Below are 17,295 nucleotides of genomic sequence, written 5' to 3' on the forward strand. Positions count from 1 at the left end.
TCCGTGCCTCCTCAAAGGGCAATGCTTACTATCACTGGGCACACTCATACGACGCGTCGTCTCCCATGGGAGATGCCGACCCATCGCTGCGCACGATCATCACCCAGATGCAGGCAAATTTCCCCGGGCCGGGAGTAACCTCCGCCTCCGGTGTTTTGGTGGCCTGGAAACCCTCCCCCGGCGCAGAGGTCGACATTTGCCACTTGTAGCTGTCCCCGGGCCTGGGGTCCGGGTTGGTCCACGTGAACCGGGCTTTCCCCGATTCCGTGAACTTACCGACAAGGTTGGTCACGTTCGGAACAGAGCCGTCACCCAAGGCGTCCGGCGGTGGCGCAGAAACCTTCTCCGTGGGTTTAACAACCGGCTCCGGACGGGACGCCCCCAGCACCAGCCCCAGGATCACGGCGACGACGAGGACCGCGCCGCCGGCCACCGCCAGCCAGAGGTTGCGCTTGCTGTGGTCAACCGGAGCTTCCGCGGACGCTTCCTGCACGGCCTGCGGCCTGTTGACCGTGGCGGCGATGTCGGCGTCGCCAGGTCCGCCGGGCCGCGACTCCGCCGCGACGCTCCCCCGCAGCATGGTGCCCTGCGACCAGTCATCGTGCTGCTCCGGGCGGGCCCCCTGTCCGGGGACAGGGCCGGGTGCCGGACCGCGGGCGGGACCAGCGACCGGTGCCGCAGGCACGACGGGCGTAAACGCGGAAGGAGCCGCCGGACGCACCCGCGCCGGGAACGTCGGGGCGTGTCCTGTCTGGTCGGGGTCCACGGAGGCGATGCTCCGGACACGGGTCTCTTCGAAGCCGTCGTCCGGGTGGCTGTCCTCGGCGTGGGCGTCCTCCAGGACCTCGAAGGGGGTGACGGACAGGTTCAGTTCCGCCTGGATCCGCTGCAACGCCAACGCGAAGGCATGGGCCGAGGAGTATCTGGACGCGGCCGACTTGGCCATCGACGTGGACAGCGCCAGCTCCAGCGATTCGGGAACATCCGCCCGCCCCAGCCGCGGCACGGGCGAGTTGGTAATCCGGGAGATCAGTTCACGCTGGGAGTTGTCGGCCCCCGGCAGCACGAACGGCGACCGTCCGGCCAGCAAGGTGTAGAGCGTCGCACCTAGGGCCCAGACGTCCACCATCACGCCGTCCACCGGGCCGTCCCGGAACTGTTCGGGCGGGGACCACGGAATCGACATCCCGGCGTCTTCGTCGGTGTCGCTGCCGAGGGTGCCGGAAATGCCGAAGTCGGTCAGCGCCGGACGGTTGTAATCGGTCACCAGGATGTTGGCCGGCTTGATGTCCCGGTGGGCAATGCCGGCACGGTGGGCGGTCTCGACGGCGGACGCCACCTGGATCCCGACGGCCAGGACTTCGTCCACGCTGAACCGCTGCCGGCGGTAGCGGACGTCCAGGCTGGGCCGGGAGCAGTACTCCATGGCCAGGTAGGAGTGTCCGTCCTCGGTGACCTCCGCTTCGAAAATGGTCACAATGTACGGGTGCGAGGACAGTTGGGCCATGAGGTTCGCTTCGGATTCAAAGCGTCGCCGGGCACCTTCGGTCTTCAGGTCCGACAGGAGTACCTTGACGGCCACCTTTCGCCGCGGCCTGTCCTGCTCATAGAGGTAGACGTCGGAGAACCCGCCCGAACCGAGCAGGCTGACATACGTGAAGCCGGGAATCGGCGGCGGCGGGGCTACGGGCCGCTTGGAACTCATAGAATCTCCTCGAACCGCAGCGACACATCATCGCCGAGTTCTGCAATATCACCGTCAAGAAGGATGGCCATCTCGTTCTGGGCAAGCCGCCTTGGCGGCTGGCCTTCCCGGACCAGGACTGTTCCGTTGGTGGCCTTGAGGTCGCACAGCATCACATGCCAGCCTTCCAGCCGGACCTCAATATGCGACCGGGAAATGTCGCCGCTGGGGCTTGCCACCTGGACGAGCCGGGGCATGCCGCCGCCCTGGACGCGGGACACCGAGGGCTGCCGGCCGATCACGAGTGACTGGTCCAGGTCGATCAGTTCGCCGGTGGACACCCGGACGCGGCCCAGCCGCGGCCGCCGGACCTGCACGGCGTCGGACGCCAGTGCCATGCCGCAGCCGGCGCACTGCGAATGCGTCGGCGGGTTGGCGTGGCCCTGCGGGCAGACGCGGGCCAGGACCATGGGGCCGGTGGCCGGGTCGCTTCCGCCCGGCGCGCCCTGCAGTTGGGGGGTGGTCCCGAGTCCGGCGAGGTCGCTCTTCATGATCGTTTCGCCGTCGTGGTCGCCTTCCGGCACCGGAGGCACTGCCGACGGGCTGCCCCAGTCCGGCATGTCACCGGACAGGGGTGAAGCGGATGCGGGAGCGAACGACGGCGGCCCGGACGGCCGCGCGGGCTGCTCACCGCCGGTGTTCCAGGGGACGGAGTCGATCAGCCCGCCGTGCCCGGCGGGTATGAGCGGTTGCGCAGGGGCGAAGGGCTGCGCAGGAACGGCCGGCTCAGCGGCAGGAAGCTGCTCGGGCGCGGCTGCTGCAGGGGATTCGCCTTGCCCGTCGGGGGCGCCTTCCGGGTTTTCCGTTTCCACTGCGGGCTCTTCTTCAGGCTCGTCCCGGACGGCGGCATCCTCGATGCGGCGCATGACGGTCTTTTCCCACAGGTGGTCGTAGCTTCCGGTCAGCTCGTTCGCAGCAACGGGTTCCTGTCCGTCCGCCTCCGGGGAGGCCCCGGGCGCGGACGTGCCGGCCTCTTCCGTGCCGGCCTCTTCCGTGCCGGGCGCGGCGGCGGCCGTGTACTCGAGGTCGTCGTCGGGAAGGCCCATCACCGTCTCGGCCGACGCACCGTGTTCAGCAGGCACGTCGTGGACGGGTTCGAGGACCGGCTCGGGTGCCGGTACGGGGACCGGCTCGGGTGCCGGTTCGGGTGCCGGTTCTTCGTGGTGCACGGGCACCTGTTGGGGTACCGGTACCTGATTGAGCACCGCGACCGCGGCCGGGGCAGGCAGTGCGCCCGCAACGCGGCCCACCGTGAGGCTCTGCAGCAGGACGACCCCCTCCCCCAGCGGGAGTTCGGCAGCGCCGGCAGCGTCCCCCGGAACCGTGACTGTGTACCATTCCGGTTCGCTGAGCCTGCGCTCGGTCCACGTGGTGACGTCACTGCCGTTCAACTCCACCGGTCCTGCCGCAAGGTGCGCTGTCAGCTCGATGTCGCCGCGGAGGAACACCCGCAGCGAATCCCGCATGTCCACAATGCCGAACCACGGAAGTTGCGCCAGGGAGCCCGCGGAGGCGCTGGTCACCGCGTGAAGCACGTCGTGGACCTCAGGTTCGCCGCCCAGCAGCTCCCACAGGGAGTCCACGAGCGCGGGCGGAGTCGCGGGCGCCAGCAGCACGGCGGTCCCGGCCCGGACTACCCCGAGCCAGGTCCCCGGGGTGTAGCTACTTGAGACCATCGCGGCGGCCCTCATCGTCGGTGCCAGCGTCATTCACGGATTCCTGACCCTGAACTGCGTCCGGCTCAGTGGCCAGCCCAGCGGATTCCGGCGAATCCGCGGGCTGCACGGCAACGGAGGCCTCGGGAAGTTCCTCGGTATCCACTTCAGTGCTGTCCTGCACTTCGGCACTGTCCAGGATCTGGGTGCGGGGAAGCGTATCCTCGTCCTCGACGCCCGCGGCGGGCCGGGGCGCGGTGTCTGTTCCGGCGTCGTTCATCACGTTCTTGGCATCCACAACGATCACGGTGACGTTGTCGCGTCCGCCGCTGCGCAGCGCCGCCTGGATGAGGGCGTCCACGGCATCCTGGGGGTGGCCCACCGTGCTCAGGATGCGGAACATGTGATCGTCGGTGAGCTCCGCATTCAGCCCGTCCGAGCAGATCATGATGCGGTCGCCTTCCTCGACGGGCAGCAGCCAGTAGTCGGCCTCGGTTTCGTCACCGGTTCCCAGGGCGCGGGTCACCACGTGCCGGCGCGGGTGCACGGCAGCCTGCTCCCTGGTGATTTCACCGGAGTCCACGAGCTCCTGGACCTCCGAGTGGTCCACGCTGACCTGCGCGAACTCACCCTGGCTCAGCCGGTAGGTCCGCGAGTCTCCGATGTTCACCACCAGCCAGTACGGGACACCCATCTGTTCCACCAGCACCACGCCGGCGAGCGTAGTGCCTGCCCGGGACCCGGTGGCGGTGCGGATCCGCTCATCGGCGCTGACCAGGTACTGCTGGACGAGGGCGGCCGTGGCCGTCCGCTCTCCCGTAGCCAGCTGCGGCATTCCGGCAAGGGTCCGGACGCAGATTCCGCTGGCGATCTCGCCCCCTTCATGGCCGCCCATGCCGTCAGCGACGGCGAACACGGGATCGGAGGCGATGAAGGAATCCTCGTTGAGCTCCCGGCGCAGGCCGCGGTCAGTGCCGTAGCCGCAGCTCAGTTGGAGTCCGGGCTCCCGGCCCGCTTCGGAGGTGGCGGCTGCCTGCTGGGAATTCATGCCTGTCCTAGGTGGAAGGTGCGGTCACCGAAGTGGACGGTGGACCCTGGTCGTACAAAGGCGGGCTCTCCGGCCTGCAAGGCGGTGCGGATGCCGTCCGGCGTGGTGACGGCGCTGCCGTTGGTGGAGTTGCGGTCCGTGACCCAGACTCCCCCGTTGTCCTCACGCAGGTGCAGGTGGGTCTTGGAGATGGAACGGCCGGGGTCCGCCACTGCCAGCAGCTGTGCGACGTCTTCGCCCGGAAAACCGCTGGGGTTCCTGCCGATGAGCGCGGTCCGGTCAAGCTGGAATTCGCGGCCGTCATCGAGCCTGATGCGCAGCACGGCCACCGGTACCGGAACGGTTTGTCCGCGCATTTGGGTGCGGTCGTGGTCGTCGTCGGGGTGGAGGGCCCAGGCCTGGGCCGGGGCCGGGGCCTGGGACGGGGCCTGGGCCTGGGACGGGGCCTGGGGCGCCGGGTCCTGCAGGGGCTTGGTCTGCGCCGGCGCGGGTGCCGGCTGGAAGTGTGTCGGGACGGGCGCGGCCTGGGGCTGGGCCTGTACCTGTGCCGGGACGGAGACGGGCGCGGGGGCCACCGGGGGCTGCCACTGGTTCGGGTTAAGGGGTGGCTGCGGGATGGCGGCAGGCTGGCTGAAACCCTGGCGCGGTTCCGCGGCCCGCGCGGTGACCGTCTGGCCCGGCCTGACGGCTGCGCCCGCAATCGGTGATGACACCTGCTGCACGGGCGGGAGGTCCAGCGGCGCGAAACTGTACGGGCCCTGGATGCCTCCGGTGGCTACGGGGTTCCGGCCGGCGTTGACATCGAACATGAGCGTCTTGGCCGCTTTGTCGTGCCAGCCCCTGAGCTTGGCGTTCTTGTCCCAGGAGTTGGACACCACCACGAGGAAGGCCCAGGCGATAGCGAGCACGGCCAGCGGCGCGATGATCCACAGCGCGGCCCCGAACCATTTGAAAACCACCACGAGCACCGTGGCAAGAACCAGCAGGAGGAGGCCGGCCCCGGTGATGAGGCCCCGCAGGAACAGGGCTCCGGCGCCGGGGGCATAGCCGTCCTGGTCCGTGCTGCGGATACCCATGAGCTGGTTGCCGATGGTGTTGCCGGAGCGGCCCTCGATTCCGAGGAGAACCAGTGTGTAAACCACGGCGATGCCCGCCGCAATGCTGCCCAGCAGCACCAGCATGGCCGTGTCGTAAATGATGAAGCCGCCGCTCTGGGTGCGGGTGATGCTGGCAAACCCGATGGTCAGCATCACCACCAGAACCGCTGCGGGCCCCACCCAGTCGAGCACCGCGGCGCCGAGCCGTCGTCCTGCCGCTGCGGGAACGATGTCCAGTTTGCCGCCCATTCCGGTACCTCCCCCTTGTACGTGCGAGCCGTGCGTCTGCACGCCGGCCAAGCGGCCGTCCTGCACAAATACCCCCCGTCCGGGGGCACCCTGCCCATCGGAACCTTGTCCGCGGACCGCCTGCCCCTGGCTCGCTTGCCCGGGCACCGATTGTCCTTGCACCGCTAGTCCAGGCACAGTTTGTCCCCGGAGGCCCGGCCCGGCGGCTTCCGCCCCGGCGTGCGCTACGGGGATACTACCGGGAATCTGGCCGCCGTGCGCGGCGGCCCGCTCCATCAGCTCCCGCTGCGAGTGGTCGATGTTCCGGTCATTGCGGGCGGCCCGGTTGCTGAGCGGCGCGCCGCAGGACGGGCAGAACGCCGCTCCGGGACGTATTAACTGCTGGCAGCGCTGGCAGCGCTCGGCGTCATGCGTCATGGTTCGTTGCGGTTCTCTCGTAGGGTGCGCCTCAGCACGGTCTGTTCAGTGGCCGGACCGGATGTGTCCGGCCCGGAGCCACCGTCCACCCTACCCGCGGGCTCTGCTTTGGCCGTCCGGACCAGCCGGGGTCCCTTGAGCTTGAGCGCTGTCCGGCCGTCAGCCAGGAGTGACCGCGGCGAGAACCGCGCAGCCTGGCGCCGCCAGAATCCCACGGTGGCGGTCATTTCCTTCAGCGAGCCGTCCACAATGGTCCAGTACTCCTGGACCTCCGCCTCGCTTGGCTGGCCGGCGCCGAAAATGGAGGCGTCGGCGCGCCGCGCCAGCAAGGTGGTGGTTCCGGCAGTCGCAGGAAAAGCTTCACCGAGGACGACGGCGGATTCCCGGCGGGTTGCGCGGGTGTCCAGCGCAGCACCCATGTCCGTGGCGAGGCTGACCACTTCATTCCAGCCGCCGCCCACCCGCTGGGCCGGGTGCCCGTCGGAGAACCGGGCCTTGCGGCGACGGCTCTTGAGCAGTGCGATGAGCAGCAGCGGCAGCGCCAGGATGGCGACGGGGATCAAGGCAATGCCGATTGCGGTGAGGATCGGTCCCCAGAACAGCCACGGGTTGTTCTTCTTCTCGTCGGCGTCCAGGGCGTCCGGGGAAGAGTCCGGCGGCAGGTCGGCGGGTTCCTGCGGCGGCGGCGGGGGCTGCAAGACCTGGGGTTTGGGCTTGGACTTGTTCTCGGGATCCGGCGGAATGGGCACGTTGTCCTTGGGCGGGGTGGGGTCGAAGGAGACCCACCCGACACGGTCGAACGCCACCTCCACCCAGGCGTGTACATCCTTGCCGGTGATTTTCACTTCGCCGGCGCCGTTTTCCGGGCTCTTCGGATCCGGGTAGAAGCCCATCACCACCCGCGACGGGATGCCCAGGTGCCGTAGCATCAGGGACATCGCCACGGCGTATTGTTCGTCGTCGCCCAGCATCTGCTTGGCGGTCAGGAGGCTCCGGATGCGTGCCGAGCCGTGCCCTGAGACGCTGGGCAGCTGGCCTTCGTCGATCAGGCCGTTGCTGAAGGCGCCCTTCTTTTGGAAATGCGCCTCGATCTGCCGGACGCGGTCGATCGCCGTGGGGGCGTCGGCGGACAGATCGTTGGCCTGCGAACCGACCACCGGCGGAACTTCCTGGGCGTCCGGGAGCGCCACCTTGGCGAAGTCGTACTGAGTGAGCTGGCCGTGTTCCAGCTTCGCGGGGTCGGATACCTGCACGCTGTAGGCATCGCCCTTCGTGAGGCCCTTCGTGGTCACAGCGGTGTCCGTTCCGGAGTTGAAGTAGAGTCCGGAGGCGGCTCCCGAAGACTCCCCGGTGAAGCTGATTCCGGTAGTGCGGCGGCCGCCGGGCAGGAAGTACCCCTGGTAGTCCTCGATGGTGATATCCAGCGTGTAATCGTTGCTGGGGACGACGCCGTCGGAGTCGGCCAGGGTGTTCAGGGACTTGGCATCCCCCACCTTGCTGAAATTGCCGGAGCTATCCGGGTCCATGTTGTAGTTGGTGCCGTTGAAGGCATCCAGGGCCGCCAGGCGGACGCGCCCGTCCCGGGGCAGGCCGCTCACCACAAACAGGTTGTCGTCTTTCTTGTCCTTGACGAAATTACGGAAGCTCGCCAGCGGGGTGATGTAGTCCTTCGGGTCGAACGGCGGAACGATCGTGTTACGGAGAACCGTCCTGTCATCGCTGGCCGTAACGAGCGGCGACGCCACCGCCGTGATGGCCACGCAGGCCGCGATAACGCCCGCGGCGGATCCCAGCCGGCGGACCTTGGCGCGGCGTGCGGTGGCGGCATCGGCGTCCGGGCGGTTGACGGACACCTTGCGAGTGTCGTTGCGCCGGTGTGCGTCGCGGCGGAAGGTTGCCCAGGCCACCGCCACCACCGTCAGGGAGACTCCGCGCTCCACGTTCAGGAAGCCGGCGTTGGTGCTGAAGGCAATACCGGTCACGAAGAGCACCAGCACCGGCAGGAGCGGCCAGTACGGGCTCTTCAGCCGCCAGGTCATCAGTCCTGCGGCCAGCGCGGTGATGAGGGCGCTGAGGAACGGGACAATGAGCATTCCGCCGGCTGTTCCCACCGGCACACCCACGGTCAGCATGTCCTTCCAGGCAAAGACGACGCCCAGCAGGAGGGTGCGCAGTGACTCGAGAGTGGGAACAAAGCCGGCGACGGCGGCATCGGGCACGGCAAACAGCGTTCCGAGAACCAGGTAGGCGCCCAGCGTTGCCGCGGCTGTGATGAGGGCTCCGAGCCTGAAGTGGGCGTTGGCCGCGGCAATGCCCAGGCCCAGCAGGATGCCGCCGAATCCGGCGATCAGATAATAGGGGTCGCCGCCAAAGCTGAGGCTGAAGCCGAGGACTCCAAGCCCCAGCAGGACCACCAGGGCACCGGCGTCGAGCGCGAAATGCCAGGCCGGCTGGCCGTCGCTGAAGGCGGACGTCCGCGACTGCGCGGGCTGCCGGCGCGGGCGGAATGCGGGCGCGGAGCTCATGCAGCCGCCTTTCTCAGGATGATGGCGAGGTCGGACAAGTCCCCCAGCGTCAGGACGGTCAGGTCCGCGATGTTCGCGCGGGCCGGCGCGGCGCCGGTCTCGAGGCGGACGGCGAGGCTGCGCACTCCCGGCGGCACCGAAGCCGCTGCCGAACGGAGCTGGGCCGGGGTGACCCGGCTGCCCACGACAAAGAAAACCACCGAAGCGTTCGGGACGGTGTCCGCCAGCGTCCGGGCAAGGTCGACGGCGGTCTTCCGCATCGGCGAACCCACGATCCTGGTCATGTCGTCGAGCATGTTCCGGCCGGTCTCACAGCGGAGCGGACCCTTCTGGGTGAGGACGTCGAGTTCGCGCTGCTCCCGGATGGCCTGGCGGCCGATGGACGCGGCGGCGGAAACAGCGAGCTCGAATTCGTGCTCGGAGTCATACTCGTCCGTGTTGATGGAAAGCGAAATGGCGAGGTGGGCGCGGCGCGTCTCCTCGAACTGGCGCACCATGAGTTTGTTGGTCCGCGCGGTGGTCTTCCAGTGGATGTGGCGGCGGTCGTCGCCCGGCACATAGTCACGGAGGGCGTGGAACGACACGTCGGCGCTGGACAGGTCCGTGGTGGGCATGCCTTCGAGGTCGCGGATGAAGCCGGCGGCGGAACCGGCCAGGGCTACGGTTCGCGGATGCACGTAGAGGTCCTCCGGCTCAGTCCACAGCACCTGGCGCCGCAGCAGGTGCAGGGGGTCGGCCCGGACGGAGCGCACCGGACCAACTACAATGACGGCCCGCCGGGCGGTGGGGATGGTGAAGAGGTCCTCATGGACCTGCTGGGGTTTCATCCGCGGCAGGTGGAAGACGGCGGTGGCTGCTCCCACGGGAAGCTCCAGCGCGGCCGGCAGGAGGGGACGCGCGGAGGTATTGGAGACGGCGATGCTGCCGACAGCACTGTCGCCGACGGCCACCCGGGTCCTGGCGAGGTCCAGCACCACGCCGTAGGAGGAGCGCCCCAGGATGAATCCGACGGCAAGGACGAACAGCACGAAGGCGGCCACCGCGGCGGCCTTTGCTTCCTGCCAGCCGTAGGCCTGGCCGACGCTCCACAGCAGGATGGAGGCGGCAAGGACGGACCAGCCGAGGACGCTGACCACCGAGAGGACGGGCCAGGCATACGTCAGCCAGAGTTCCCGGACTTTCGACCAGGCGGGCGCGAGCACCAGGCCCGCCGTGCTGACGGCTTCGGACCACATGGCGGCCGGGTGCAGGCGTGAGGCCTTCCCGTCACCGGAAAACGGCCTTTTCAGGCGGTCAGCAAGCCGGGTCAACGGAGTGCTGCTGGACATATCTGTGCCTTTGTTCGCGCGGTGGATGTGCCGGAATGGTGGGCGGGCACCGCTAGACGGCGGCGCGCTGCTGCGGGGCAGCGACGTCGGACAGCACGCGGGCCAATACGGCTTCGGCGGTGGCACCGGAGAATTCCGCTTCCGGGTCCATCACGAAACGGTGCGTCCAGACGACGCTGGCGAGGTCCTTCACGTCGTCGGGCAGGACGAAGTTCCGTCCCTGGCTCGCAGCCCAGACCTTTGCCGCCCGGACCATGGCCAGTGCTCCACGGACCGAGACTCCGAGCCGGGTCTCGGGGGCGTTACGGGTTTCCTCGCACAGCCGTGAAATGTATTCCAGCACGGCGGTGTCCACGTGCGTGGTGGCAGCGAGGTCGGCCATGTCAGCCACCGCCTGTGTGGTGATGACCGCGGAGAGCTCCTTGGACCGGTCCTTGAGGTTGGCGCCTCCCAGCAGTTGCACCGTGGACGCGTGGTCCGGGTACCCGATGGACGTTTTGATCAGGAACCGGTCCAGTTGGGCTTCGGGCAGCCGGTAGGTACCCGCCTGCTCGATCGGGTTCTGCGTGGCCATGACCATAAACGGACGGCCGGCTTCATAGGTTGTGCCGTCCACCGTGACCCGTGACTCCTCCATGACTTCCAGGAGGGCGGACTGCGTCTTGGGCGAGGCCCGGTTGATCTCGTCCGCCAGCACGATGTTGTTGAAGATGGGTCCCTTGTGGAACTCGAACTTCTGGGTCTTCTGGTCGTAGATGGTGACACCCGTGACATCCGAGGGCAGCAGGTCCGGGGTGAACTGGATCCGGTTATTGGACCCCTGCACGGTGGCGGCCAGGGCACGGGCCAGTGAGGTCTTGCCGGTACCCGGCGCGTCTTCGAAGAGCACGTGCCCTTCGGCCAGCATGGCGGTGAAGGTCAGGCGGATGACGTGCGACTTGCCCAGCACGGCCTGTCCTACGTTGGCAACGAGCTTCTCGAACGTTCCTGCAAACCAGTCGGCCTGCTCAGTTGTCATGGTCATGGGTCAATCCTCTTCCGGGTGTCGGCTGACGCGGCGGGCCGATGCCCGCTTCGTCCAGCGATTAGTCTAATTGTTTGCTTGGGCCCTGATTACCCCGGCATTACCGCTTGGGCATGCCGGCCGGCGGGTTTGTGCCCAGGGACGTGGTGTCGCCGCGGGCGAAGTTGCCGCTGGCGGCTCCTGAGGTGAGGTGGTACCAGATCCTGGTGCCCCACTGCACGTAGTAGTCGGCCTGCGCCGTATAGCCGGTGTCGAACCACCGTCCGGGGCTGAGGCACTGGTCCGGGTTAGTGTTCCGGTAGCTGTTCGTGCTGCTATTCGCCTCCGTGCAGGTCCTGACCGGGGTCGCCCTGATGTCCCACGACGTCGGTGCCGGCGGTGGCGGCTCCGCCCCGCTGCGCGAGGTATCGCTGCCGATGCGCCCCGCCTGGCCCGCGCTGATGGCACGGACCCGCAGTGTGTGCGTCTCGCTGAAGCCGACGGTCTTCGAGAACGACCGCTGCCCGGTGTCCTGCCAGCCTCCGCCGTCCAAGCTGTACTGGTAGCCGGTTACGGCCCTGCCGTTGCCGCTGGGCTGGTTCCAGTTCCAGGAAACGGTCCTGTCCCCGACGCCGCTGCTGTTGCTGCCCGTCACGGTCGGCGCGAAGGCGAGCCCGTAAGGGTTGACGGTGTTGGACGCAGGGCTTGCGTCACCGGCCGTGGAACTGCGGGACGAAACGGCCCACACAACGACGGCGGTATCCGTGCCGTTGGCAGCCGGGACGACTGCTCCGCCGGCAGCAATGTTTCCGCTGCCGCCGCCCGACGTCAGACGGTACTTGTAGGTGATTTCACCAGGAGTCGATCCGTTGCGCTGGGCATCGGTCAACACCGGGAACCTCACATCGATCCTCCCGCCGTCTCCGCCGGTGTCGACGAGGGCCGCGGTGGGTTTGCCCACCATGTCCGGCTTGCCCACCGCCCGGACGGCCGCGGATTGCGCGCTCGTGCCGGAGGTGCCCGCCTTGTTGGTGGCCGACACGGTGAAGGTGTAACCCGACTCGGAGTTGTCCACCGTGACGTTCTGCGACGTCCCGGCGACCTGCTGGGTGGCGACGACGGCCCCGCCCCTCAGCGTGGTCAGTGTGTACGCCGAGATGGCATCGCCGTTGTTGTTCGGCGCCGTCCAGGTCACCCTGAGCTGGCTCTGCGTACCGACGGACTGCGCCGCTGCCGCGCTGGGAGCGGCCGGAGTAACCGGGACGCCGGCAGGGATTTCCGCGGCGGAGTAGGCACTCCACTCGGAGGGTTCCTTGGCATCGTTCCGCGCGAGGACACGCACCTTGTAGGAAACGCCGTTCTGCAGCCCCTTCCACACATAGCTGAGCGAAGTCAGGTTCTGGATCTGGGCGTTCTGCCCGGCCGGAGCAGGTGAGATTTCCAGGTCGTAGGACTTGACGGGCGAGCCCTTGCTGGCCGGCGCCGTCCACGTCACGCTGAGCTGCTTGTCCCCGAACTTCAGCACAGGGGCAACGGGGGTGTCGGGCTTGACGTCCGGGCGGACTTCGGCCGAAGCCGGGGACCGGTCGGAGTCGCCGAACTCATTCGTGGCAGTCACCTGGAAGTGGTACTTGGTGTTGTTGGTCAAACCCGTGAGCGTGCACGAGTTGGCCGGGCAATCCTGCTTGTAGCCGCCCTCGCCGTAGACCGTGTACCTGGTAATGGGTGAGCCTCGGTCCGCCGGCGCGGTCCAGTTCAGCAAGGCCGTCTGATCGCCGACGCTCTGCGCCTGCGGCGTGGCCGGGGCCAGCGGCTTGTCCTTGACCGTCAGGCGGATGCGCGCCGTGGCATGCCGGGAGGTCTCCCCCGTCTTGTCCTCCACGGTGTAGGCCACCACGAGTGTTCCGGTGAAACCGGAAGCAGGCGTCACGTTCACGTCACCGCCAGCCACCTCGACGTTGCCGAGTCCGGTTTCGACGCCGGCCTCCACGATTTTCAGCGGCGTCTCCGGGAACGGGTTGGAGTCGTTTGCCAGCACGTTGATGGACACGGTCTTGCCCGCCGCCGCGTTGGGTTCAACGTCGTCACTGGCCACGGGCTTGGGCCGGTTGGAAGAGATAACGGCCAGCTGGAACGCGGCAGTGGTCTCGAGTCCCCGGGGATCCTTTGCCCTGACCTGCACGGTACCCCCAGTGCCTGTGGCCATGGCACCGTCGACTGACGCTTTGAGGACCTTGCCGTCAATGCGGGCGTTGAAGCCGGCGGGGCCGTCGCCCACCAGCTCATACTTCATGTTGTCCACGTCGTCCCGGTCGGGGTCCGAGGTCAGCCGGCCAAGGTCCAGCTCCGCGGACTCCCCCTTCGGCACGTCCACCGAGCTTCCCAGCAGGGTGGGCGGGTTGTTCCGGTTCGGGTCCGGCAGGACCTTGGTCCGGATGCTGAGGGTCGATTTCAGGCCCTGCGGATCATCCGGGCCGGTGCCGTCCGTGACTTCAAAGCTGATGGAGCCGGGCCCCACATAGTCCTGGCCAGCGGTGTAGCTGATCGCAGTGCCGTTGCCGGCAACAGGGTCGCCGCCGTCGGATCCGATGAGCTTGATCCGGTCTGTCTGGGTCAGTCGCGGGGACTTTCCGTCGCGGACCTTCACCCATTCCTTCAGGTCGACCGTTACCGACTGGCCGGCAACGACCTCGAGCACCTCGTCCTTGGCAAGCGTCGGCACTTGCTGGCCGATGCCCGGCACCCAGATGATGGCGGTGGATTTCTGGCCGTCCACGTCCTCCACCGTGTACGGAATCAGCTGTGGCTGCTCGGTCAGCTCCACCACCATGTTTCCGTCGGTGCCGGGCCGGGCGGTGGTGGCCTCCGTGGCGATCTTCAGGTTCTCGCCCACGCCGTCCGGATCCTCGTCGTTCTTCAGTACGGGCACATCAACGGCGGTCTTGCCCAGGGTCTGCGCGGAGGTCACGCGGTCGTCCCGTGCGATGGGTGCCTGGAGCGGAACGTCACCGCGGACGTTCACCCGGATGGTGGCCTGGGCCGACGCTCCGCGGTCGTCGACGATCGTGTAGCGGACGTTGACGGTGCCCTCGCTCGCCGGAGCCTGCAGGAGGATTCGTCCGCTGGCCTTGCTCACGGTTGCCTGGAGTTCCGCGGGCGCCTCGATGCCGTCGGCCACAATGCCGATGGGGTCGCCGTCGGGGTCTGTGTCGTTGCCCGCCGCGTCCACCGCGATCTGGCGCCCCGGACGGACCTGGACGTCGTCGTCAACGGGGGTGGGTTTCTGGTTCGCGTCGCCCCGCGGGGCAATGCCCACGGTCACTGTGCCGGTATTGACGGCCCCCTGCCGGTCCACCACCTTGTAGCGGAAGGTGTCCGTGCCGGCGCCGTCGCCGGCTGCGGTGAAGTCGATGAAGTTGCTGCCGACGGTCGCGGTGCCCATGTTGGGGGTGCTGTCGATTCCGGTCAGCTGCACCGAGTCGCCGTCGGGATCGATCCCGTCCAGTTCCACCGGGATGCGGACCGAGCCAGCCGCCACCACCCTTGCCGTCAGGTTCTTCGGCTGCGGACGGGAGTTCTCGGCGCCTTCCAGCGGCAGGATGTGGATGGTGACGGCCGCGGCGCTCTTCTGGCCCTGCGGGTCGACCGCGTTGTAGATCGCACGGACCGTCCTGGGCTGGGACCCGGCGATGAAGCGCAGCGTGTTTTCCGAGACGAAGCTCTTGCCGTCCTCCGCCGGTACTGCCTGCGGCAGCACCGGGTCCACAGTCAGTTTCTGGCCCTGCGGATGGGTGTCGTTGGCCAGCACTGGAATGGTCACGACGTCGTTCACGCGGACGTTTACTTCGTCCGGTTTCGGTTGGGGCGCTTCGACGACGGCGGGCGCCGGCACCGGCACCACGGAGACACTGCCGGTGGCGGACTTCCGTCCGTTGGACATCGTGTACTGGAAAGTGAACGGTTCCTTGGTGCCCAGCACGTCAGTAATACGAAGAACGCTGTGGTCGATCACGCTCACCGATGCCGTGGTGTTCTCCGGAAGCTGGACCGACTGCAGCACCAGCACGCCGCCGGAGGGGTCGGAGTCGTTGGCGAGCGGGTCCAGGAGCACGCTTCCGCCGGTAGGCATCAGCGCCACGTCGTGGACAGCCACGGGATCGCCGGTGTCCTTGCCGGACTCCACATCCACGCGGATGAGTCCCTGGCTGCTTTGTGGGCCGTTGCTGGCGATGTAGGTCAGGTACACGGGGCCGGCAGTCTCGCTGCGGAACGTGAAGGTTCCGCCGTCGGTGACGGGGCCGAGTTCGGCCGGTCCGGAGGCTTCCACCTGGGCGAGCCGCAAGGCGCCGCCGTTGGGGTCGACGTCGTTCTTCAGCGGCGCGATCACCAGGTCCTGGCCGACGACGGCCGTGACATGGTCCGCGTTGACCACCGGCGCGAGGGCGCCCGGCGGCTGGACGTTCACCACTACCTGTCCGGTGGTGGTGTCGCGGCCGTCCCACACGGACACCGTGACCGTCTTCTTGCCGGGTGCGGCCCCCGAATCCTGGTAGGTGAGCAGCCCGTCACGGCGGACCTTGACCTGGTCCTGCTCGTTGTCTGCCTTGGCGTCCAGCAGCACGAGGTCGTCGCCGTCGGGGTCCGCCCAGTCGGTGAGGATGTTCTGGCTGACGGTCTTCCCCTGCTCCACCAGCATGGTGGTGGGCTCGCCGCGTTTGAAGACGGGGGGCTTGTTTTCGTCCGGACCCACGACGTTCAGGGAGACCTGCCCGCCGGCGGACAGGCCCCGGCCGTCGGCCGCGTTGTAGCTGAAAGTTTCGGAGCCGGGCTTGGCGTCGGCCGGAACCGTGATCTGGAAGGCCGTTCCGCCGTAGATGTTCTGGAGCGTGCCTGAAGCGGGCCCGGAGCCCCCGACGGACGCCGTCAGGACGTCACCGTCGGGGTCGGAGTCGTTGTCCAGGACGGGGAGGATGGTGGTTCGCCCCGGCCGGACGCCGACGGTGTCAGCCTTGGTTTCCGGCGGCCGGTTGGGCTTGGTCCGGTCCGGCAGGATGTTGATGGTGTTGTTGTCCGCCGATTCCTGGTCCTGGTCATCGGACTGGTTCTTGGGCGGGATGACGTCGTCCCAGTTGTTGACCAGCTGCATGTTCTGGTTCACCAGCCACACATTGCCCGAATTCACATCGTTCAGCACCACCAGGTCCCGGTTCACCCGGAACACATACGACGGCGACGCACTCGCCTTCGGCACCTCAACATTCTTATCATCAGCATCATTCACACAGTCCCGGACATACTTATTCGCCCCCGACCACGCCGCATGCACACACCCGCCCAGCTGCACCGGAGCCGCCGGAACACCCTCACCACCAAACGACACCGTCTTCGCCGTCGACCCATCCAACGGCTGCTTCAACAACGCCTTCCGCGTCGCCACCGCCACCACATCCGACTCCGGACCCGACAGCTGCAGCTTCGCCTCCTGCGCATCCGCCACATCCAGCGCACGCCCGCCCGGCAGGAACAACTTCCCCCGCCCGGCATCCAGCACCACCGGCCGATCCCCCACCACAGCCAACTGCAGATCCCCCGCACCCTTCAACCCGTCCCACGTGGAGGACTCGGTGGAAGTCACCACACCATTGGCATCAACCACCGTCACCGTCACCGCACCGGTCTTCGGATCAGCACTGTAAATCCGGTCATCCGCACCCACAGCAGACACCAGGCCCTCCGAACCGGCCAGCACCGGCTCCGTGGACTCCTCATCAAAACCATTAACCGTCGAGGGCGACAACGCCCACACCTTGCCCTTGGCCGGATCCGTCACCGAAATAACCCCGGAACCAAAACTCACCTCAGCCGCACCCGGCAACTGCTTATCCCCGCCCAACTGCATATTCGCCGGCGACACCTGATTCAACGTCGAACCGGTCTCATCATCGACAAACACATCACCGGAATTCTGCAGAATATCGAACGTAGTACTCGCCGGAGTCACCGCACCATCCAGCACCCGCGACGGATAATTCAACCGCCCAACAGCATTCCTGGCCTTACTCACCACCCACACACCGCCGTCGTTCAATTCCACCTCAGTGGTCTTAAACCCCGGATAAATCACCGCACCCGCCACCAACGCAGCACCGGCCACCGCAAAAACCGTGCCCGAAACCAACTTCCTGCGGCGTTCCCTGAGACCCAGCTTGCCGAACAGAGTTGTCACCAG

The 17,295-nt window shown here is 67.6% G+C and carries 8 protein-coding genes and 1 pseudogene; all 9 read right to left on the reverse strand.

Annotation, left to right across the window (positions count from 1 at the left end; genetic code table 11):
• Nucleotides 1–31 precede the first annotated feature (31 nt).
• On the reverse strand, nucleotides 32–1,705 hold the full coding sequence (locus AC6JAC_RS15350; protein WP_497965292.1) for a serine/threonine-protein kinase: 1,674 nt from the start codon (nucleotides 1,703–1,705) through the stop codon (nucleotides 32–34).
• Nucleotides 1,702–3,453 carry an FHA domain-containing protein gene (locus tag AC6JAC_RS15355; protein WP_497965294.1) on the reverse strand — a complete coding sequence of 584 codons (1,752 nt, stop codon included), beginning with the start codon at nucleotides 3,451–3,453 and terminating at the stop codon, nucleotides 1,702–1,704. The genes AC6JAC_RS15350 and AC6JAC_RS15355 overlap by 4 nt, the downstream gene beginning before the upstream one ends.
• Nucleotides 3,407–4,447 (reverse strand): PP2C family protein-serine/threonine phosphatase, encoded by a 1,041-nt coding sequence (locus AC6JAC_RS15360; protein WP_497965296.1) that lies wholly within the window; start codon nucleotides 4,445–4,447, stop codon nucleotides 3,407–3,409. The genes AC6JAC_RS15355 and AC6JAC_RS15360 overlap by 47 nt, the downstream gene beginning before the upstream one ends.
• On the reverse strand, nucleotides 4,444–5,793 hold the full coding sequence (locus AC6JAC_RS15365) for an RDD family protein (RefSeq protein WP_497966836.1): 1,350 nt from the start codon (nucleotides 5,791–5,793) through the stop codon (nucleotides 4,444–4,446). Before AC6JAC_RS15365 ends, AC6JAC_RS15360 begins: the two co-directional genes overlap by 4 nt.
• Nucleotides 5,794–6,129: 336 nt before the next feature.
• Nucleotides 6,130–6,210: pseudogene (locus AC6JAC_RS15370) on the reverse strand (zinc-ribbon domain-containing protein); the annotation flags it as partial.
• Nucleotides 6,207–8,735 carry a transglutaminase TgpA family protein gene (locus AC6JAC_RS15375; RefSeq protein ID WP_028272890.1) on the reverse strand — a complete coding sequence of 843 codons (2,529 nt, stop codon included), beginning with the start codon at nucleotides 8,733–8,735 and terminating at the stop codon, nucleotides 6,207–6,209. The gene AC6JAC_RS15375 and the pseudogene AC6JAC_RS15370, both read right to left, overlap by 4 nt.
• Nucleotides 8,732–10,063: a DUF58 domain-containing protein gene (locus AC6JAC_RS15380; RefSeq protein WP_028272889.1), complete on the reverse strand. Its 1,332-nt coding sequence runs from the start codon at nucleotides 10,061–10,063 to the stop codon at nucleotides 8,732–8,734. The genes AC6JAC_RS15375 and AC6JAC_RS15380 overlap by 4 nt, the downstream gene beginning before the upstream one ends.
• 52 nt (nucleotides 10,064–10,115) lie before the next feature.
• Nucleotides 10,116–11,087 carry an AAA family ATPase gene (locus tag AC6JAC_RS15385; RefSeq protein ID WP_028272888.1) on the reverse strand — a complete coding sequence of 324 codons (972 nt, stop codon included), beginning with the start codon at nucleotides 11,085–11,087 and terminating at the stop codon, nucleotides 10,116–10,118.
• Nucleotides 11,088–11,187: 100 nt separating this feature from the next.
• Nucleotides 11,188–17,292 carry an Ig-like domain-containing protein gene (locus tag AC6JAC_RS15390; protein WP_497965299.1) on the reverse strand — a complete coding sequence of 2,035 codons (6,105 nt, stop codon included), beginning with the start codon at nucleotides 17,290–17,292 and terminating at the stop codon, nucleotides 11,188–11,190.
• Nucleotides 17,293–17,295: the final 3 nt, after the last annotated feature.

Source organism: Arthrobacter sp. KUASC02, from assembly GCF_059739395.1.

Excerpts from the sequence above, each read along its gene's own strand:
- AC6JAC_RS15360 (WP_497965296.1), bottom strand. The coding sequence starts at position 4,447 with ATGAATTCCCAGCAGGCAGCCGCCACCTCCGAAGCGGGCCGGGAGCCC.
- AC6JAC_RS15355 (WP_497965294.1), bottom strand. The coding sequence starts at position 3,453 with ATGACGCTGGCACCGACGATGAGGGCCGCCGCGATGGTCTCAAGTAGC.
- AC6JAC_RS15365 (WP_497966836.1), bottom strand. The coding sequence starts at position 5,793 with ATGGGCGGCAAACTGGACATCGTTCCCGCAGCGGCAGGACGACGGCTC.
- AC6JAC_RS15350 (WP_497965292.1), bottom strand. The coding sequence starts at position 1,705 with ATGAGTTCCAAGCGGCCCGTAGCCCCGCCGCCGCCGATTCCCGGCTTC.
- AC6JAC_RS15385 (WP_028272888.1), bottom strand. The coding sequence starts at position 11,087 with ATGACCATGACAACTGAGCAGGCCGACTGGTTTGCAGGAACGTTCGAG.
- AC6JAC_RS15380 (WP_028272889.1), bottom strand. The coding sequence starts at position 10,063 with ATGTCCAGCAGCACTCCGTTGACCCGGCTTGCTGACCGCCTGAAAAGG.
- AC6JAC_RS15375 (WP_028272890.1), bottom strand. The coding sequence starts at position 8,735 with ATGAGCTCCGCGCCCGCATTCCGCCCGCGCCGGCAGCCCGCGCAGTCG.